Genomic DNA, 18,406 nt, shown 5'->3' with positions numbered 1-18,406 from the left:
CCCGTAGAGTTAATACCAGGCCACCGCAGCCCTTGAGTGCGTGGCGGGTGAACAGTGCCCGCTCCAGCAACGCCGGTGGCCGCCCGCTTCCGGTACAGCTCCGCCACCTCCGCCCCAAAGCGGAAAGAATTCCAGGCACTCATCTGGCACGGCCGGCCCCTTCCGCGAACCACGAGGAGAACCCCATGACCTTGCTCATCGAACGCCCCACAAACCATAAAGCTACGCACAGCGCCACGCGCCGGAACAGCTACGTCACCCTGCCCGGTAACGTGGACGTCGCTCGCCCGGCCGAGGGAAACTACGTCACCGTGCCTGGTGCGGCAACCGGCAGCGGCAACAAAGCCCAGGGCAGCTATGTAACCATTCACTCTGCTCCGATGGGTGAGACGGAAATCAGCTACACCCGCGTCGGCTAGCGCATACACGCAGTAAGGCGCCCGCCAACCCTCCGAACGGAGAGCCGGCGGGCGCCTTTGCTGTACCTGGCTCAGGCCACGGCTTTGAAGCCAACCGTCCCGAAACTCAGTAGCTCGTCCTGGTTTCCGCTGTCTCAGCCACTGGGTGCGGAATGTATTTTGCGGCAAGGGCTTCTGAACCGCGGGCCAGGAGGGCGACGTCGGCCCCCACCAGGATGAAGTCGGCACCGGACGAGAGGTAGTGCCTGGCGGTGTCAGGGTTGAAGGCGTTCACGCCGGCGGGCTTCCCCGCGGCACGTGCAACGGTAAGGCAGTGTTCGACGGCGGCGCGCACCTCGGGGTGTTCCTGCTGTCCCAGCAGGCCCATGGACGCGGCGAGGTCCGACGGGCCGATGAAGACAGCGTCGACGCCGTCGACTTTCAGTATGTCCTCAACGGCCTCGACGGCGGAGGTCGATTCGATCTGGACGGTGACGCTGATGGTGTCGTTGGCCCGGGCGAGGTAGTCCGGGACCCGGTTCCACCGCGCGGCGCGGGCCAGGGCGGAACCGACACCTCGGACGCCCTGCGGCGGGTACCGGGTGGCGGCGACTGCGGCTTCGGCTTCGGCGACGGAGTTGACCATGGGAATCAGCAGGTTCTGCACGCCCAGGTCCAGGTACTGCTTGATGATTACGGTGTCGTTTACCGGTGGGCGCACCAGGGTGTGGACCGGGTAGGCGGAGGTGGCCTGGAGCTGGGCGAGGATGGATTCGAGCCCGTTGGGGCTGTGCTCGGCGTCCACCAGCAGCCAGTCCAGCCCCGATCCGGCGCAGAGCTCGGCGACCAGGGGGCTGCCCGAGCACACCCACATCCCGGCCAGCGGCCGGCCCGCTTCACCCTGTTGAGCGCGCAGGGCGTCGCGGAAGGTGTCTTCTATTCGAAGCGGCATGTTACCGCCCCCAAAGGTCCGTAATCGGCATGGACCGTGTCACCCTTGTAGACCCAGAGAGGTCGGGTGAAGGATCCGGCGAGGATGATGTCCCCGGCTTTTAGTGAATCCCCGTGGGCGGCGATCTTGTTGGCGAGCCAGTGGACGCCGTTGGCGGGGTGGTCCAGGACGCCGGCGGCCACGCCGGTTTCCTCCACGGTCTGGTTCTTGTAGAGGATGGCGGACACCCAGCGCAGGTCCACGGCGTCCGGTTTCACCGGCCGGCCGCCGATCACCATGGCACCCATGGCGGCATTGTCCGAGATGGTGTCCACGATGGTCCGGCCCTTCATCTCGATCCTCGAATCCAGGATCTCGAGGGCCGGAACCACGTAATCGGTGGCTTTAAGGACATCGAAGATCGTGACGCCGGGGCCCTTGAGCCCGTCCTTCAAAACGAAGGCCAGCTCCACCTCCACCCGCGGATGCGTGTACTGGTCCCACTGCACCGAACACCCGGTTTCGAGGACCATGTCGTCAAAGATCGCGCCATAGTCCGGTTCGGTGATGCCGGTGGCGTCCTGCATGGCCTTGGACGTGAGGCCGATCTTCCGCCCCACCAGGGTCCGGCCGGCTTCCTCGTTGCGGCGCCGGCACAGCTGCTGCACCGCGTAGGAGTCCTCCACCGTCATTTCCGGGTGCCGGGCAGTTAGCAGCGGAACAGGAGTGCGGGTGCGGCCGGCTTCCAGCAGTTCATCCGCAATGGCCTCGATCGTCTTCGGCTCGAGCATGGCTTAGACCTGCGCTCCGAGCTTGAAACCGGTGCGGTCCGCAGGATCCGCTCCCTCGCCCGGCTTCCGGGTGTAGGAGAAGCCATCGGCGCCGACGGTGACAGCCATCTCGCTCTTTTCTTCACGTTCGATGACGGGCTGGGGGTTGCCGTCGAGGTCCAGGACCAGGGAGGCTTCGGTGTACCAGGACGGGACCACGGGGTTGCCCCACCAGTCGCGGCGCTGGTTGTCGTGAACGTCCCAGGTGATGGTGGGGTTGTCCGGGTCGCCGGTGTAGTAGTCCTGGGTGTAGATCTCGATGCGGTGCCCGTCCGGGTCCAGGATGTAGAGGTAGAAGGCGTTGGAGACGCCGTGCCGGCCGGGGCCGCGTTCGATCCGGTCGCTGATGCGCAGGGCGCCCATTTTGTCGCAGATCTGGATGATGTTGTGCTTTTCGTGGGTGGCGAACGCGATGTGGTGCATGCGCGGGCCGTTCCCGCCGGTCAGCGCGGTGTCGTGCACGGTCTGCTTACGGTGCATCCACGCCGCGTACGTGACACCGTCGGCATCCTTGATGTCCTCGGAGACGCGGAAGCCCAGATCCTCCAGGTAGGCGCGGCCGCGCGGGACGTCGGGGGTGACCTGGTTGAAGTGGTCCAGGCGGACCAGTTCACCGGCGGAGTAGAGGTCGTAGCGCTGGGTGAGGCGCTCCACATGCTCCACTTCATAGAAGAACTCGTACGGGAAGCCCAGGGGGTCCTCAACGCGGAGGGAATCACCAATGCCCTTGGTGAACCCGTCCTTCCGCCGCTCCACCCGGCAGCCCAGCTCGCGGTAGTAGGCTTCGGCGGCGTCCACTTCGGCGGGGGACTTCACCCGGTAGGCGAACGCGGCGACGGCGGCGACCGGGCCCTTGCGGAGCACCAAATTGTGGTGGATGAACTCCTCCAGGGAGCGCAGGTAGATCGCGTTGTTGTCCTCCTCGGTCACGTGCAGGCCCAGGACGTCCACGTAGAACTCGCGTGACTTGGAGAGGTCGGTGACCACGATTTCCATGTAGGCGCAGCGGACGATGTCCGGTGCCGGGACGGTGGGGGTGGGGATTGGGCCGGTGAATGGGGTGGTCATGGTGGTCTCTCTTCTTTGAGCAGGTTCTTCAGTAAGTAAGGGGTTAGCCCTCGTTGGCGGCGGCGGCTTCGATGCTGCCGAACTTGGGAGTGTGGACGGAGCCAAGCGTGATGTGGACGGCCTGCTGGTCGGTGTAGAAGTCGATGGAGCGGTAACCGCCCTCGTGGCCCAGGCCTGAGGCCTTGACTCCGCCGAACGGGGTGCGCAGGTCGCGGACGTTGTGGCTGTTCAGCCACACCATCCCGGCTTCGACATTCTGCGAGAAGTTGTGCGCCCGGGTGAGGGTCTGGGTCCAGATGTAGGCGGCCAGGCCGTACTTGGTGTTGTTCGCCAGGGCGAGGGCTTCGTCGTCGTTATCGAACGGGGTGATGGCCACGACGGGTCCGAAGATTTCCTCCTGGAAGATCCGGGCGTCAGGCGCGACGTCGGCAAACACGGTGGGTGCGATGTAGTTGCCTTCGGGCAGGTGGTCCGGTCGCCCGCCGCCGGCCAGGAGCCGGCCTTCGGACTTGCCGATCTCCACGTAGGATGCCACCTTCCGGTAGTGCTCGGGATGGACCAGGGCGCCGACTTCGGTCTTGGGATCGTGCGGGTCGCCAACCACGATCTTCTTGGCCCGGGCGGCGTACTTTTCGCAGAACTCGTCATAGACGGCACGTTCCACCAGGATGCGGGAGCCGGCGGTGCAGCGCTCGCCGTTGAGGGAGAAGACGCCGAACAGGGCCGAATCGATCGCGGCGTCCAAGTCCGCATCGGCGAACACTACACAGGGGGACTTTCCGCCGAGCTCCATCGAGAGGCCCTTGAGGTTGGCGGCGGCGTTCCGGAAGATGGTCTGGCCGGTGGTGGTCTCGCCGGTAAAGGAGATCAGCGGAACGTCCGGGTGCTTTACCAGGCCATCCCCGGCTTCCTCGCCCAGGCCGTTGACCAGGTTGAAGACGCCGTCGGGAAGGCCTGCGTCCTTGAAGATGGCGGCCCACAGTGAAGCGGACAGCGGGGTGAACTCGGCCGGTTTGAGGACCACCGTGTTGCCGGTGGCCAGGGCCGGGGCGAGCTTCCAGGACTCAAGCATGAACGGGGTGTTCCACGGGGTGATCAGACCTGCGACGCCGATCGGCTTCCGGTTCACGTAGTTGATCTGCGAGCCGGGGACCTTCATGGCGTCGTCGAACTGCGCCACGATCAGGTCCGCGAAGAAGCGGAAGTTTTCAGCCGCGCGCAGCGCCTGGCCTTTGGCCTGCGTGATGGGCAGGCCGGTGTCGAAGGTTTCGAGTTCGGCGAGCCGTGCTTCCTGGGCCTCGACGGCGTCGGCGATCCTGTTGAGGACGCGGGCGCGTTCGCGTGGCTTCATTTTCGGCCAGGGTCCGTTGACGAAGGCTTCCCGGGCGGCGGCCACAGCGAGGTCGATGTCCTCCTTCTGGCCAGCCGCGGCGGTGGCGTAGTTCCGGTTGGACACCGGATCCAGGACATCGAAGGTCTTGCCGCCCACGGAGTCAACAAACTTGCCGTTGATGTAGTGCTGGAGGTGGGTGGGAAGGTCCTGCGGCACGTAATGCGTGGCGGCCTGTTCTGCAGTGAACGTCATTGTTGTTTCCTTACTGCTCGGGTGCTGCTGAGGGAGTTCAGAGGTTGTTGGTCTGCCGGAGGTAGGCGTCCAGGGTGGCGGAGCGGTGCAGCCGGGCGGCCTTTTCGATCTCGTCGGCGCCGGCTCCAATTTCAATGAGCGTGAGCAGGTTCTCGTGTTCCTCCACGGAGTCGCGGGCGCGGCCGGGAACGAAGCGGAACGTGGAGGAGCGGAGTGCGGCCAGTCGGTTCCAGCCGCGGTGCACCAGGTCCAGGATGTGGGGGTTGGGGCAGTGCTCAAACAGTACGCTGTGGAAGTCCTGGTTGAGTTTGGTGAATCGGACGGGATCGAAGTGGTCCAGGCACTCGCGCATCTCCTCGTTCATTGCCCTCGCGCGGGCAATCGCCACGGCATCGATCAGCGGGGCGGACAGCGCCGTTGCGGCACCCTCCACGATGCTGAGGGTCTGCATGGTGTAGAGGTATTCCGTGGGATCGATCCCGGCAACGGTGGCGCCGACGTTGCGTTCAAACTTCACCAGGCCCTCAGCCTCGAGCCGGCGGATGGCTTCCCGGACCGGCACCACACTGACGCCGAGGTCCTTGGCAATGCTGCCGAGGACCAGCCGGTAGCCGGGGGTGTAGGTGCCTTCGACGATGCGGCCCTTGACTGCCTGGTACGCCTGTTCGGACTTGCTGCCGGGAGCCGCGGCGGGCAGTTCGGTGAGGGCTGCCTCAGTCATCAGTCTTGCCTGCTTCCCATTCCTTGTACCGGGCCTGCCATTCGGCGTTCATCGGGTAGAGGCCGTCCACGCTGTTGCCTTCCCTGACCATCTCCAAGATGAAGGTTTCTTCCTTTTCCTGCTGGATGCAGTCCTCCACCAGTTCCTCCGCGATGGCCGGCGGGATCACCAGGATGCCGTCGGCGTCGGCGACGATGATGTCGCCGGGCTGGACGGTGGCGCCGCCGCAGGCGATGGTGATGTCCGTATCCCACGGAATGTGCCGGCGGCCCAGTACGGCAGGGTGCGGGTTGGCGAAGTACGTGGGCATTTCCAGCCCGGCCACCGCGGTGTAGTCCCGGACGCCGCCGTCGGTGATGATGGCCGCGGCGCCACGCACCTGGGCGCGCAGGGCGAGGATGTCACCCACCGTGCCGGTTCCCTTTTCGCCGCGGGCCTCCATCACCAGGATTTCGCCCTCATTGACGGAGTCGATGGCTCGCTTCTGGGCGTTGAACCCTCCGCCGTGGGTCTTGAAGAGGTCCTCGCGGTTGGGGACGTAGCGCAGGGTCCGGGCCAGGCCCACCACGCGGCGGTCCGGCCGGGTGGCCTGCAGGCCGTCGACGCTGACGTTGTCAAGGCCGCGCTTGCGCATCTGGGCGGAGAGGGTGGCGGTGGCGACAGACTCGAGCTTGGCCTTCAGTTCCGGCGAGAGGGAAGTTGCGACGGCGGCACTTGCCAGAGCGGGAAGTCCGGCCGCTTCGCGGGAACCGTATGCCTCCTCCCGCTGCAGGTCATCAACCTTGGGCCGGGCACCAAAGTCCGCGAACGGCGTCGTGCCTTCCTCCACAGTGGTGACCAGCCGGCCCGTGGTGAGTTCACCGGCGAAAACCTCAACTTCCAGGACATCCCCCGGCTTGGCGACGGAGGCGCCGGCCGGGGTACCGGTAAGGATGATGTCCCCCTCCTCGAGCGTGAGCAGCTGGGACAGGTCCGCCACGAGCAGGGCGAACGGGAAGAGCAGGTCCTCCGTGGTGTCGTCCTGGACCAGTTCGCCGTTGTGCCAGGTGCGGATCCGCAGCCTTGCGGGGTCGACGGCGTCTGCCGGGATCAGGGCCGGGCCCACCGGAGTGAACCCGTCACCGCCCTTGGACCGGACGTTGGAGCCCTTGTCCGCGTAGCGCAGGTCGTAGACTCCAAGGTCGTTGCTGGCCGTCACGGCGGCAACATGGCTCCACGCGTCCTCAATCCCGACGCGCCGGGCGGCCTTGCCGATGACCAGCGCAATCTCGCCTTCATACCCCAGCAACTCACAGCCCGCTGGGCGCTCCACGGGGCTGCCGCTCACCGCCAGGGAGCTGGAGGGCTTGAGGAAGTAGGAGGGCTGCGACGGCGTGCGTCCCCGCTGCGCAGCCCGGCTGGGGTAGTTGATGTGCACCGCAACCACCTTGCCCGCTGACGCCAGCGTGTCCTCATTGACCTGCTCCAAGAGCACTCTCCTCATTGGGTATGAAATCGTATACGATCACTATCCTGCTGCCGCTGCGGTTCGTCAACCCCCCGCTTCCCGCGCCTTTCAGGCGCTCTTGTAGTGCCTGTCACAGGTGGCGTACAGTGTTGAGCCGAAGCAGTGCTTTCTGATATGGAAACCAAAATTCTATTATCGAACACATTCGTTGGCTCGACAGCCACACAATGAAGTGAGGAACCCGTGCAGTTTCACCACCATGGCTACGTCTCTGGAGACCCGCGGGTAAAGCCGGCAGCCGGCGTCGGCCTCAATCGACCCGAGGAGCTACCGGAGGAAGTGGACGTTCTCATTGTTGGAACCGGACCGGCGGGGATGCTCGCGGCCGCACAGCTCTCCATGTTTCCGAATGTCACCACCCGCATCATCGAGCGGCGCCCAGGACGCCTGGTGATTGGCCAGGCCGACGGTATACAGGCGCGCAGCGTCGAGACCTTCCAGGCCTTCGGCTTTGCGGAGCGGATCACCGCCGAGGCCTACCGGATCACGGAGATGGCGTTCTGGAAGCCGGACCCCGCAGACCGCAGCCGCATCGTCCGCACCGCCCGGACGGTGGATGATCCCACGGGCATCAGCGAATTCCCGCACCTGATCGTCAACCAGGCCCGAGTGCTGGATTACTTCGCCGAGTTTGCAGCCAACTCGCCGTCCCGCCTGAAGCCCGACTACGGCTACGAGTTCCAGAGCCTGGAGGTCGCGGACGGCGGCGAGTACCCCGTCACCGTGACGCTGCTGCACACCGCCGGGCCAAAGGAAGGGCAAGAGCGCGTTGTCCGCGCAAAGTACGTGGTGGGGGCGGACGGGGCCCGGAGCAAAGTGCGCCAGGCGATCGGTTGCACCCTCGCGGGCGACCAGGCCAACCACGCATGGGGCGTGATGGACACCCTCGCCGTCACCGACTTCCCGGACATCCGCACCAAGTGCGCAATCCAGGGCGAAAAAGGCAGCATCCTCCTGATCCCCCGCGAGGGCGGACACCTGTTCCGCATGTACGTGGACCTGGGCGAGGTGGATCCGGCCACCCACCACGCGGTGCGGAACACCAGCATCGAGCAGATCATCCAAAAGGCCAACGAGATCCTGCACCCCTACAGGCTGGACGTCCGGGACGTCGCGTGGCACAGCGTCTACGAAGTGGGACACCGACTCACCGACAGGTTCGACGACGTCCTGCCGCAGGACCGCGGTACGCGCACGCCCCGCGTCTTCATCACCGGCGACGCCTGCCACACGCACAGCGCCAAGGCCGGCCAGGGCATGAACGTCTCCATGCAGGACGGCTTCAATATAGCCTGGAAACTCGGGCACGTCCTGGAGGGCCGCAGCCCGGAAAGCCTGCTGTCCACCTATTCGGAGGAACGCCAGGTGGTGGCAAAGAACCTGATCGACTTCGACAAGGAATGGTCATCAATGATGGCCAAAAAGCCCGAGGAATTCGAGCACCCGTCGGACCTTGAGGATTTCTATGTACGGACAGCCGAGTTTCCGGCCGGATTCATGACGCAGTACGCCCCATCCCTGATTGTCGCGAGTTCCGACCACCAGAACCTCGCCACGGGCTTCCCGGTCGGTAAACGCTTCAAGTCAGCTCCCGTCGTGCGGGTCGCAGACACCAACCCCATCCACCTCGGACATCATGCAACGGCCGACGGGCGCTGGCGGATCTATGTCTTCGCGGACCCGTCGCTTCCGGGGACCGGCTCAGCCACGGACAAGCTCGGCGAGTGGCTCGCGACCTCGCCGGAATCGCCGCTGGCCGCAACGGCGTCGGACGCTGACCCCGATGCGTGGTTCGACGTGAAGGTGGTCTACCAGCAGCCGCACACCGAGCTGGACATCAACGCGGTTCCGGCGGTCTTCAAGCCGCGGGTGGGCCCGTTCAAGCTCACGGACTACGAAAAGGTCTATGGTACGGACCCTGCGGCGGACATTTTTGAACTGCGCGGCCTGGACCGACAGGGAGTTCTGGTGGTGGTGCGTCCGGACCAGTACGTAGCGAACGTCCTGCCACTCACCGCCACGGCGGACCTGGGCAGGTTCTTTGCGCCGCTGCTGAAACCCCGCAGGGCCTCAGGTCAGCCGCTGACCGTCTGACCAGTCCTGTACTCCGCGGCCGCGTACACCCCGAGAATCCGCACCTCGGTGGTGAAGAAGTCCAGTTCCTCGAGGGCCAGCTGCAGCGGCAGGTCCTCGGGGTGGCCCTCGACGTCGGCCATGAACATAGTGGCGGCGAATTCATTTCCCACCATGTAGCTCTCCAGCCGCGTCATGTTCACACCGTTGGTGGCGAAGCCGCCCAGCGCCTTGTACAGCGCGGACGGGACGTTGCGGACGCGGAACACAAAGCTGGTGACCGCCGGTCCGGGAAGTTCAGCCCGGGCCGGCAGTTCCTTCTCCCTGGCCAGGACCACGAAGCGTGTGGTGTTGGAAGGGTCGTCCTCGACCCGTGACGCGAGCACGTCCAGGCCGTAAATCTGCGCGGCGAGCGGGGGAGCGAGGGAGAGCTTGCGTGGATCATTCCACTCGGCCACTTCACGCGCGGACCCGGCGGTGTCACCGGCGATCACCGGCTTAAGGCCGTGTTCGCGGATCAGCCTGCGGCACTGGCCCAGGGCATGGATATGGCTGTGAACTTCCGTGGCCTCCTCGATGGTGCTGCCCGGAATGCCCAGCAGGTCGAAGTGGATGGGCAGGAAGAACTCGCCCACGATCTGCAGGTTGGACTGCGGCAGCAGGATGTGGATGTCAGCCACCCGGCCGGCGATCGAGTTCTCGATGGGGATCATGGCCAGGTCCGCCTCGCCGCTGGCCACCAGTTCGAACGCGTCCTCAAAGCTCGCGCACGGCACGCTTTCCAGGTCCGGGAACATCTGCTTGCACGCGATATTGGAGTTGGCGCCGGGCTCACCCTGGTACGCAATCTTGGAGGCCATGATCCGTATCGTTTCACGCCCCGCGCCCGCAGACCCAACTGAGTAGCGCCAAGTGTCGTCTCGGGCAGTCAAAACGACACTTGGCGCTACCTGGTTGGGGTGGGAGGGGTTATGCGGGAGTGACGCGCAGCCAGACGTATTGCCGGGGGAGGAGGGTGACGCCGTCGCCCAGCTGCAGCTTCGCTTCGGAGAGCAGGTCGACGGCGGCGGGCAGGAATCCGCCGAAGGTTTCCGCGGGCAGGGTCTGCGTGGAATCGCTGAAGTTGGCGAGGGCCAGGACCCTCGTTTCGCCGCCGGCGGCTGCGCTGGCAGGGCGCTGGTACGCCAGGACACCGCGGTTATGGGTATCGAAAGGGATGAGGGTGGTGCCGGCAAGTTCAGGGGCGGCGGAACGGACCGCGATCATCCGCTGCAGCCCTGCGTAGATAGCCCCCTCCGGGGTGGAAGGGTCCGTGCGCCGGGCATACTGCTCCTCGGGGAAGTGCGGCCGGTGCACCCAGCGGCTGTCATCCTCGTGGCCTGGCTCCCGTGCGTAGCTGTAGTCGTTGACCTGGCCTACCTCGTCGCCCAGGTACAGGAGCGGAATGCCGCCGGTGCTGAACGGTACCGAATGGGCCAGGAGGATCCGTTCCACCGCCTCAGCCGGGTCGACCTCCATGCCGCACAGGGACGCCGTCGTGCCTGAAATCCTGCAGTCGCCGGTCTTCGGGTTGTCCTGGAAGGGGACGCCGCGGGCAAAGCTGCCGGGGAACCGGTTGACGTAGAAGGAGTTGAGGAAGCGGCGGTGGTCGAAGCCGTTGATGCCCAGTTCAGCGGCGTCCTCGTCAGCAAAGGTCCAGCCAATGTCGTCATGGCTGCGCACGTAGTTCACCCATGAGGTTCCTGCGGGAATGTTGTGCCGCCGTTCCAGGGCCTGGGCCAGGAGCGAGGCGTCGCGGGTGGCCAGGGACTCCCAGATCAGCGCCATCTGCAGCGGGTTGTAGGAAATCTGGCATTCGGCGGGATCAATGTAGAGGGCCACCTCGTCGGGGTGCACGATGGCCTCTGACTTGAACAGCAGCGACGGCGCCGCCAGCCGGGTCACGGCGTTGAAGGCCCGGAGCAGCGTGTGGGCCTCGGGCAGATTCTCGCAGGACGTGCCCAGCTGCTTCCAGATGAAGGCGACAGCATCCATGCGCAGGATGTCCACGCCCTGGTTGGCAAGGAACAGCATCTCGCCGGCCATGGCGCGAAAGACGTCCGGGTTGGAGTAGTTCAGGTCCCATTGGTAGGTGTGGAAGGTGGCCCAGACCCAGCGTCCGTCCTCCATTTGGATGAAGGAGCCCGCATGGTTTTCGGGGAAGATCTCACGGACGTTCTGCTCGAAGGCGTCCGGCATGGTCCGGTCCGGGAAGATCCAGTAGTAGTCGCTGTACTCCGGATCCCCTGCGGCTGCCTTGCGCGCCCACTCATGCTCGTCCGAGGTGTGGTTGAAGATGAAATCGACCACCAGGCTGATGCCATTGCTCTTCAACTCGGCGGCAAGGGACTGCAACTGCTCCATGGTGCCCAGCTTGGGGTTGACCTGGCGGTAGCTGGAGACGGCGTACCCGCCGTCCGAATGCGGCTCGGGCGCCAGGAACAGCGGCATCAGGTGCAGGTAGGTAAGGCCAAGTTCCTTGAAGTACGGGATGCGCCCCCGCACGCCCTCCAGGCTCTCCGCGTACCTGTCCACGTAGCAGACGCCGCCCAGCATCCTGTTTGACTGGAACCAGTTGCTGTTGCTTTCCCGTTCGGCGTCCAGCGCCTTCAGCTCGGCCGGCCGCTCCTGCCAGGAGCGGGCGGACTGGACAACCAGCACTGCGAGCTGGTCCATCCAGTCCGGCCGCGAGCCGTACAGGGACCCGAACAGGTGTGAAAGCGTGGGGAAATGCCGTTCCAGGCGGTGGTCGAACGCCGGATCCTGGAGCAGGCCGCCGTCCCGTTCCCGGGACAGCGCCGCCTGTACGCGCTCCAGTGGTGTTTCATCCACCCTGACGGATTCCTGCATGCCCACGGCCCCTTCCATCACCGACGGAACTTCCGGCGGCACAGTTGGAAGTATCGCACGTCACATGGGCGTGCCTTGCCCGCCGCCGTCATCTTCCGCTGTGAGGAGCAGCGTGGTGCCCTGGTAGGCCGGCAGGTCCAGGAAGAAGCTGTGCAGGTCATCCACGTGCCCCACCGGCTCCCCGCTGAACAGGTCGCGGACGTCTGCTCCGGGCGGAAGGTGCGTGGACTGGATGCTGCCCGAGATGTCCTGGCCGGAGAAGTTCAGCACTGTCACTGCCAGCGCCCCATCTCCCAGTCCGATGACCAGGACGAGCAGTCCGCGGTGCGAAACTTCCGGCACGTCGAGCAGTTTGCCAGTGGCAATCCCGTTTTCCTCGCGCACAGCCAGGATCTTCTGGAGCCTCCGGGCGAAGGAATTCTCATCCTGGAGCTGCTCGGGGAGGGGGCCGTAAAGGCTGTGTGCCCGTGGCATCCCGGCGGAGGATGTTGTGGCATCCGGGCTGATGCCCATGATGTCGTGCGCGCCGCGGTTGATCCACCGGGTGTCGCCCTGTGCGATAAGCTCCTCCACGCTGCTGCGGTCGAGCACTGTAATGCCGGCCAGGTCCCAGCCGGAAAGCGCGAAGACGCCCGGCTGCAGCGCGTTGTACATCGACAGGAGGATGTGGACATCCAGCACCTGCGATTCCTGTTCAGGGGTGATGGCCGCTGGATCCTGGATCCCCAGCGCAGCCATGATGAAACTGACGGAGGTACAGGCGATGCCGTTGGTGGTGAACACGGAGTTGTAGGGAGCATTCGGGCCGGTCAGCCGTTCCCGCATGGTCTGCTGGACGTGTTCGGCAATCTGCGCACCCGTCAGTTCCTGCCCGTTCAGTTCGAACATCTCGTCCCGGTGCCCCGCGGCAAAGTGCATGAGCTCGTACGTCAGTTCGTCATGGTTCTGCAGTGCATGGACCAGTGAGGCCTGGTCAACGCCGATCTCCATGGACAGGCGGAGCGTCAGCCGGAGGAACTCGGTGTCCGCGGTCACCAGTGCGTAGTGGTAGGCGGGACGGGTGATGAAGTCGTAGGAAAGGTCCGGGCCTGATTCTGAGGTGGCCTTGATGTCGTCGATGGTGAGGTTGAGCTCCTGGAAGGAGAATCCACCCACCTTGCGGATCATGGAGCCGATGAGCTGGTTGGCGGCCTGGGACAGGGGGTGGCCTTCTGACCAGCCCGGCTGCTCTTCGGCACTCTTTTCCACGCCAAGGAAGCCGTTGGCGTCGAGCCGGAGGGCTCCGGTGCCGAGGTCAACCAGCGAGTGCAGGGCATCGCCCACCACCAGCCGCATTCCGGCAAAGGTGGGGTCCAGCCAGTTGATGGACGGCTGGCCGGCCTTGAAGTAATGGAGGTAGACCCAGCGCCGCGTCTTTCCGGTGGTGTCGACTACCGGGCGGGTTGCGCTCCAGTTGGTTTCCTTGACGCCGGGCTCATAGAAGATCACCCGCTGCAGCCGGCCGATGATGTATCCGGCATTCTGGAGCGCCTGTTCTGACTCGGGGCTCAGGTTCACCGAGTCCTGCCCTTCGGGGACGTCCGGCAGCAGGTGCCAGTCCTCCTCGGGAATGTCCACCATGTGGTAGATGCCGGGGTAGTCCCGGAAGTTCATCTCGGCCAGGCGGAAGTCCGCTCCCTTGCCGGTGTGGCCGGGAACGATGTCGTCGATGATCGTCCCGCCGTGGTCCGCGGCCACCTGGCACATGCTGCGGAACTCGTCCTCGTCACCGAAGACCGGATCGATCGCCATGCTGATCCTGTCGAAGTGGCCGTCCACGCTCGGCGTCTGCAGCCAGCCGCTGATGCCTCCTGCCAGCTTGACCGGCCCGGTATGGATTGCCCTGATGCCGATCTCCCGAAAGGCGTCCCACATTTCCTTATCGCCCAAGGCAGCCAGGAAGGACTGGCCGGGCTTGGTGATGAAGGACAGCGGATAGGCGGTGAACCAGACCGGTGCCTTCTCGACGGCGGCCCTCGGGTTGGGGTGCGCGTACGCGTTCTGCCACATGCTGGCCTGCCCGGAAAGCTGCCGGGCAAGGACGTTGGCGTCCCCGAGCATGGCCTGGTTCCGCAGCCATTCGACGTACGCCGCGTTTCGGCCGTCGAACTCGAACGATGGCCGGGTGGCAAGGTACTGGCGCCGGCGGGCGACCGGCCTCAGGGCTTTCGGGCGGGCCGGATAAAACTGCTCGTCGTAATTGAGGTCCGGGTCCACCGCGGATTCGGTGGCAGCCTGCTCTTCCTCTTCGCTGTTGCCAGCAAGGGCATCCGCTCCAAGAATTCCCTCGCCCGTCATCGATTCGCTCATCTGTTCCTCTCCGAAGGTTGCTTCCGTGATCGGGAACAATGTCCCGGGACACCTCGCGTACTCTTCACCGTACCCCGGTCCACTCCGACTATTCGCGGGGTGTCCGTTTTCGAAGCCCGGGTCTGGACCAGTCAGCGGCTAACGGGCAGCTTTTCGGGCGGCAGGACCGGGAGGCGCGGCACCGGCCCGCCCTGGAGCATCTCCACGCCTGGCGAGGATGCGGGCCAGGACAAAGAGCGAAGCCAGGAAGGCTGCTGTCGGCCATGCCGCGGCGGGCGTGCCGGGCCATGCACCCGCGAGGCCCAGGAAAGCAGGAAGGGTGGCGCTTGCCTGGCTGGTCAGCACCAGCGCCCAGCCGATGAACGGGTCCAGGCGGTTCAGGCCCAGTGCCATGGAAAGGAAGAACATGCCCCACAGCGCGGCCCAGCACAGCCAGAGGACTGCCAGCAGGGGGTCGGTTCCCAGCCAGGTGCCGGTAAGCAGCAGGCCCACAAGTGCCACCATGCCGCAGAACCATCCCAGCCCGCGGGAGCCGAGGCCCAGCAGCACATCCAGCCCCACATAGACGTAAGTCAGGCCAAAGAGGAACATCCCGACGGCGGTCAGCAGCGACAGCGGAGCCCCTCCCGCTGAGGACAGGTAGGAGACAGCAAGGACCAGTTGGACGGATCCGACCACCAGGCTGAAGACAGCTGCGTCCCGGCGGGGGAGGAGCCCGAGCGTGGCCAGTCCGTTGATCAGCAGGGCGCCGCCGGAGAGAAGCAGGCACACGTACGGCATCAGCCGGCCATCGCAAGCCATGCGCGCATCAATGGTCTTTTCGCTTTGCGGAATTCAGATGTCACATTACGGATACTAGGGCATCTCGGTGCCAGGGGTTGAGCGAACCACGGTCGTAGTGGGTAGGTTGAAGATTCAACATACGAGCGGTTGTGGTTTTTGGCCGTTCCATCACACAGGGGTGAGGAGAGTTCATGGATGCACGGCTGGAAGCCATCAGGGATACCGTCCTGGCCCGGAACCCGGGTGAGTCGGAGTTCCACCAGGCAGTAGTGGAAGTCTTCGAAAGCCTGGGATGGGTCCACGACAGGCACCCCGAGTTTCTCGAAGCAGCCATCCTGGAGCGGCTCTGCGAACCCGAGCGGCAGATCATCTTCCGCGTTCCGTGGACCGATGACGAGGGCCGAGTCCAGATCAACCGCGGCTTTCGCGTGGAATTCAACTCCGCCCTGGGCCCCTACAAGGGCGGCCTGCGGTTCCACCCCTCGGTGTACCTGGGCATCGTCAAATTCCTGGGCTTTGAGCAGATCTTCAAGAACGCCCTAACCGGCATGCCCATCGGCGGCGGCAAGGGCGGCTCGGACTTTGACCCCCGCGGCCGCAGCGATTCGGAAGTGATGCGGTTTTGCCAGTCCTTCATGACAGAGCTGTACCGGCACATCGGCGAATACACTGACGTTCCTGCCGGGGACATTGGCGTGGGCGGGCGCGAAATGGGCTTCCTCTTCGGACAGTACAAGCGCATAACCAACCGCTACGAATCCGGTGTCCTGACCGGGAAGGGCATCTCGTGGGGCGGTTCACTGGTCCGGCCGGAAGCCACGGGCTTCGGAACAGTGATCTTCACGGAGGAAATGCTGAAGACCCGCGGAACGTCCTTCGACGGCCAGCGCGTAGTGGTCTCGGGCTCCGGCAATGTGGCCATCAACGCAATCGCCAAGGCGCAGGCCCTCGGCGCCACGGTCGTTGCCTGCTCGGACTCCTCCGGCTACGTGGTGGATGAGGCGGGGATCGACGTCGCGCTTCTTCGCGAGGTGAAGGAGGTGGAGCGCGGCCGCCTGAAGGACTATGCGGCCCGCCGTCCCGGAGTTACCTATGTGGACAGCGGCTCCGTGTGGGACGTTGACGCCACAGTGGCGTTGCCCTGCGCCACGCAAAACGAGCTCGACGGCGATGCTGCCGCCCGCCTGGTGCGCGGCGGGCTCCTTGCCGTCGGCGAAGGTGCCAACATGCCGTCCACGCGGGACGCCGTCTCAGTTTTCCAGGAGGCCGGCGTACTGTTCGGTCCCGGCAAGGCCGCCAACGCGGGTGTAGTGGCGACGTCGGCGCTGGAGATGCAGCAGAATGCCAGCCGCGACTCGTGGTCCTTCGAACACACGGAAGAGCGGCTGAGCGAGATCATGGTGGGGATTCACCACCGGTGCGCGGCCACCGCCGACGAATACGGGGAGCCTGGCAACTATGTCCTGGGCGCCAACATCGGCGGCTTCGTCAAGGTGGCTGATGCCATGCTGGCGCAGGGCCTCATCTAGGGCAGCGATTTACCGGGCTTCCCGGACGGCCTCCGCTGTTGTCCGGGAAGCAATGGTGATATCCGCGACGCGTTTGAGCCGTGGATGCAGGTGGTCGCCACCGTCCACCTCGCCTTTCTGCCACCACAGCTTCAGCCCCTCAGGCACCACCTCAAGGCAGGCCAGGTTGTTGTCGAACCAGGGGCCTTTGATGCCCTTCCAATGGAACGGCGGTTCCTGGACCCTGGCGGAGCGGGCTATTGCAGCGCCGATGGGGGCGGCCAGGCCGTAGGACATCACGGCGCCGAAGGACCTGAGGAGCCGCGGCAGGGGGTTGCGGATCGGTGAGCAGACTGCCTGGATGATGCGGCTGCCCGAGGTTCGCTCCACCTCAGAGACGTAGGAAAAGTGGACGTCTCCGGACAGGAACGTGACGGTGTCCGGTGCAGGCCCGCGCGCACCGTCTGCCACTTCCGCCGCCATGCCCGCCACCCGGCGGAAGCTTCCCTGGAACGCAGCCCAGTGCTCCAGGTCGGCTGCCTGGCGGAGTTTCTCTCCCACCCTGGCGCCGGGTCTTCCCCACGCACCTTCGGAGACCGCCTCGTCCCAGGACTCCAGATGGTGCAGGCCCATCGGCAGCAGAAAGGGCAGGGACGTGGCCACCAGCAGATGCCGGAAGCCGCCCTGCATCCTCGCGTCCAGCCATCCCATCTCGGCGTCGTCCAGCAGGGCGCGGCGGTGCGGCGCGAGGTTCCGGGCGGCACGGGAATCAACCACGATCAGCCTGGTATCGCCAAAGTCCCGGCAGTAGCTCCAACGGTAGGCTTCGGGCTCCCGGTCTGCCCGGAGGGCAAAACTGTCCAGTTCGGCGCTGAGGTCCGGCTCGTCCCCGTCCAAGTGCCCGGCGGCTTTCTGCCAGAGCGGATCCACCGCCCGCTCCCGCGGCGACAGGTTTCCCAGGTGCTGGTACACCCAATAGGAAGCCAGTCCCGCCATGATCCGCCCGTGCCACCATGGCTTGTCCTTTATGGCTTTCCGCCAGCTCTGCGACGCGTTCCAGTCGTCCCGGATGTCATGGTCGTCGAAGATCATGGCGCTGGGCAGTGTGGAGAGCAGCCACCGGTTGGCCGGGTCGGACCAGGCCAGGCAGTAAAGGTGGGCGTATTCCTCATAGTCCTTGAGTTCCTCGCCCGGCGGCGCCTTGATGTCACGGCGTGCCTTGATGAACTCCTGCATCTGCTTGCTGGTCGAATCGGCATAGACCTGGTCCCCCAAAAACGCCACCAGGTCCGGCCATGGTTCTGCCCCGCCAGACGCCATCGCCAGGGCGTAGGTCCGCAGCGAGTCCACGCCGTGGCTCCGGTTCCCCGAGGCGTCGTGCGGAACGCTGGTGCGGCAGGAACCATAGGCCAGGCGCAGCGGCTTGCCTGGTTTGAGGGTGGCAATCACCGGCGGCGGGAAGCCGGCCCCGGCCTCGGGCCACACCTGGCCCCCATTGAGCGTCACCGTGTACGGAGTCACTGATCCGGGCTCGAGACCGTCCACCGCCACCAACGCGTAATGATGGCCATGGACCGCGAAGGTGCGGGCTTCCCACTCCCTTGCCCCCGCGCGGACGGTTACCCGGGCATCACCCCGGGTTTCCACCCAGATACTGGCGGAAGTCTCATCCACGTACCGCATCAAAGGACCGAGAACCAGCGCGGGAGTAGTCATCTCTCAGTTGTACCCGCCTTGGACCTGCACCGCCATGGGGAAACCCGC

The 18,406-nt window shown here is 65.3% G+C and carries 14 protein-coding genes; 3 read left to right on the top strand and 11 right to left on the bottom strand.

Annotation, left to right across the window (positions count from 1 at the left end; genetic code table 11):
* The first annotated feature begins 185 nt into the window (after nucleotides 1–185).
* Complete coding sequence (locus FDW81_RS16655) at nucleotides 186–419, top strand: hypothetical protein (protein WP_138135324.1); 234 nt, start codon at nucleotides 186–188, stop codon at nucleotides 417–419.
* Nucleotides 420–525: 106 nt separating this feature from the next.
* Here the strand turns inward: FDW81_RS16655 and FDW81_RS16650 are convergent, their stop codons facing one another.
* From FDW81_RS16650 to FDW81_RS16625, 6 genes are read right to left on the bottom strand one after another with little or no spacing between them, the layout of a single operon-like run.
* The gene (locus FDW81_RS16650; protein WP_171027254.1) at nucleotides 526–1,350 is read right to left on the bottom strand and encodes an HpcH/HpaI aldolase/citrate lyase family protein; all 825 of its coding nucleotides are present in this window, start codon (nucleotides 1,348–1,350) and stop codon (nucleotides 526–528) included.
* Entirely contained in the window at nucleotides 1,335–2,120 is a 786-nt protein-coding gene (gene hpaH / locus FDW81_RS16645) for a 2-oxo-hept-4-ene-1,7-dioate hydratase (RefSeq protein ID WP_138135323.1), read from the bottom strand. The genes FDW81_RS16650 and hpaH overlap by 16 nt, the downstream gene beginning before the upstream one ends.
* Before the next feature lie 3 nt (nucleotides 2,121–2,123).
* Nucleotides 2,124–3,227, bottom strand: a complete 1,104-nt coding sequence (hpaD, locus tag FDW81_RS16640; protein WP_138135322.1) for a 3,4-dihydroxyphenylacetate 2,3-dioxygenase — start codon at nucleotides 3,225–3,227, stop codon at nucleotides 2,124–2,126.
* 43 nt (nucleotides 3,228–3,270) lie between these two features.
* On the bottom strand, nucleotides 3,271–4,812 hold the full coding sequence (gene hpaE, locus FDW81_RS16635) for a 5-carboxymethyl-2-hydroxymuconate semialdehyde dehydrogenase (RefSeq protein ID WP_138135321.1): 1,542 nt from the start codon (nucleotides 4,810–4,812) through the stop codon (nucleotides 3,271–3,273).
* Nucleotides 4,813–4,849: 37 nt separating this feature from the next.
* Complete coding sequence (locus FDW81_RS16630) at nucleotides 4,850–5,533, bottom strand: GntR family transcriptional regulator (protein WP_138135320.1); 684 nt, start codon at nucleotides 5,531–5,533, stop codon at nucleotides 4,850–4,852.
* Nucleotides 5,526–7,016 (bottom strand): fumarylacetoacetate hydrolase family protein, encoded by a 1,491-nt coding sequence (locus tag FDW81_RS16625; RefSeq protein WP_138135319.1) that lies wholly within the window; start codon nucleotides 7,014–7,016, stop codon nucleotides 5,526–5,528. Before FDW81_RS16625 ends, FDW81_RS16630 begins: the two co-directional genes overlap by 8 nt.
* 207 nt (nucleotides 7,017–7,223) lie before the next feature.
* On the opposite strand from FDW81_RS16625, the gene FDW81_RS16620 reads away from it, so the two are divergent.
* Nucleotides 7,224–9,134 (top strand): FAD-binding monooxygenase, encoded by a 1,911-nt coding sequence (locus tag FDW81_RS16620; RefSeq protein ID WP_138135318.1) that lies wholly within the window; start codon nucleotides 7,224–7,226, stop codon nucleotides 9,132–9,134.
* Here the strand turns inward: FDW81_RS16620 and FDW81_RS16615 are convergent.
* From FDW81_RS16615 to FDW81_RS16600, 4 genes are all read right to left on the bottom strand, one after another.
* The gene (locus FDW81_RS16615; protein WP_138135317.1) at nucleotides 9,116–9,973 is read right to left on the bottom strand and encodes a prephenate dehydratase; all 858 of its coding nucleotides are present in this window, start codon (nucleotides 9,971–9,973) and stop codon (nucleotides 9,116–9,118) included. The two genes, FDW81_RS16620 and FDW81_RS16615, sit on opposite strands and share 19 nt — an antisense overlap.
* A 109-nt stretch (nucleotides 9,974–10,082) precedes the next feature.
* Nucleotides 10,083–12,002, bottom strand: a complete 1,920-nt coding sequence (locus FDW81_RS16610) for an amylosucrase (protein WP_138135316.1) — start codon at nucleotides 12,000–12,002, stop codon at nucleotides 10,083–10,085.
* Between the two features lie 60 nt (nucleotides 12,003–12,062).
* The gene (gene treS / locus FDW81_RS16605) at nucleotides 12,063–14,351 is read right to left on the bottom strand and encodes a maltose alpha-D-glucosyltransferase (RefSeq protein WP_138135315.1); all 2,289 of its coding nucleotides are present in this window, start codon (nucleotides 14,349–14,351) and stop codon (nucleotides 12,063–12,065) included.
* Between the two features lie 138 nt (nucleotides 14,352–14,489).
* Nucleotides 14,490–15,152, bottom strand: a complete 663-nt coding sequence (locus tag FDW81_RS16600; RefSeq protein WP_370279137.1) for an AmiS/UreI family transporter — start codon at nucleotides 15,150–15,152, stop codon at nucleotides 14,490–14,492.
* A gap of 173 nt (nucleotides 15,153–15,325) precedes the next feature.
* On the opposite strand from FDW81_RS16600, the gene gdhA reads away from it, so the two are divergent.
* Nucleotides 15,326–16,663: an NADP-specific glutamate dehydrogenase gene (gene gdhA, locus FDW81_RS16595; protein ID WP_138135314.1), complete on the top strand. Its 1,338-nt coding sequence runs from the start codon at nucleotides 15,326–15,328 to the stop codon at nucleotides 16,661–16,663.
* Nucleotides 16,664–16,672: 9 nt separating this feature from the next.
* Here gdhA and FDW81_RS16590 read toward each other — a convergent pair whose 3' ends face one another.
* Nucleotides 16,673–18,358, bottom strand: coding sequence for an alkaline phosphatase D family protein (locus FDW81_RS16590; protein WP_138135313.1), 1,686 nt, complete (start codon nucleotides 18,356–18,358; stop codon nucleotides 16,673–16,675).
* Nucleotides 18,359–18,406 lie beyond the last annotated feature (48 nt).

It is taken from the genome of Pseudarthrobacter sp. NamB4 (assembly GCF_005796185.1).
GTDB lineage: Bacteria > Actinomycetota > Actinomycetes > Actinomycetales > Micrococcaceae > Arthrobacter.
The sequence above is the reverse complement of the archived record's forward strand: the minus strand, read 5'-3'. Positions and strand labels throughout refer to the sequence as shown.

Excerpts from the sequence above, each read along its gene's own strand:
- gdhA (WP_138135314.1), top strand. The coding sequence starts at position 15,326 with ATGGATGCACGGCTGGAAGCCATCAGGGATACCGTCCTGGCCCGGAAC.
- treS (WP_138135315.1), bottom strand. The coding sequence starts at position 14,351 with ATGAGCGAATCGATGACGGGCGAGGGAATTCTTGGAGCGGATGCCCTT.
- FDW81_RS16610 (WP_138135316.1), bottom strand. The coding sequence starts at position 12,002 with ATGCAGGAATCCGTCAGGGTGGATGAAACACCACTGGAGCGCGTACAG.
- FDW81_RS16655 (WP_138135324.1), top strand. The coding sequence starts at position 186 with ATGACCTTGCTCATCGAACGCCCCACAAACCATAAAGCTACGCACAGC.
- FDW81_RS16600 (WP_370279137.1), bottom strand. The coding sequence starts at position 15,152 with ATGGCTTGCGATGGCCGGCTGATGCCGTACGTGTGCCTGCTTCTCTCC.
- FDW81_RS16590 (WP_138135313.1), bottom strand. The coding sequence starts at position 18,358 with ATGACTACTCCCGCGCTGGTTCTCGGTCCTTTGATGCGGTACGTGGAT.
- hpaE (WP_138135321.1), bottom strand. The coding sequence starts at position 4,812 with ATGACGTTCACTGCAGAACAGGCCGCCACGCATTACGTGCCGCAGGAC.
- hpaH (WP_138135323.1), bottom strand. The coding sequence starts at position 2,120 with ATGCTCGAGCCGAAGACGATCGAGGCCATTGCGGATGAACTGCTGGAA.
- FDW81_RS16630 (WP_138135320.1), bottom strand. The coding sequence starts at position 5,533 with ATGACTGAGGCAGCCCTCACCGAACTGCCCGCCGCGGCTCCCGGCAGC.
- hpaD (WP_138135322.1), bottom strand. The coding sequence starts at position 3,227 with ATGACCACCCCATTCACCGGCCCAATCCCCACCCCCACCGTCCCGGCA.
- FDW81_RS16625 (WP_138135319.1), bottom strand. The coding sequence starts at position 7,016 with ATGAGGAGAGTGCTCTTGGAGCAGGTCAATGAGGACACGCTGGCGTCA.
- FDW81_RS16615 (WP_138135317.1), bottom strand. The coding sequence starts at position 9,973 with ATGGCCTCCAAGATTGCGTACCAGGGTGAGCCCGGCGCCAACTCCAAT.
- FDW81_RS16650 (WP_171027254.1), bottom strand. The coding sequence starts at position 1,350 with ATGCCGCTTCGAATAGAAGACACCTTCCGCGACGCCCTGCGCGCTCAA.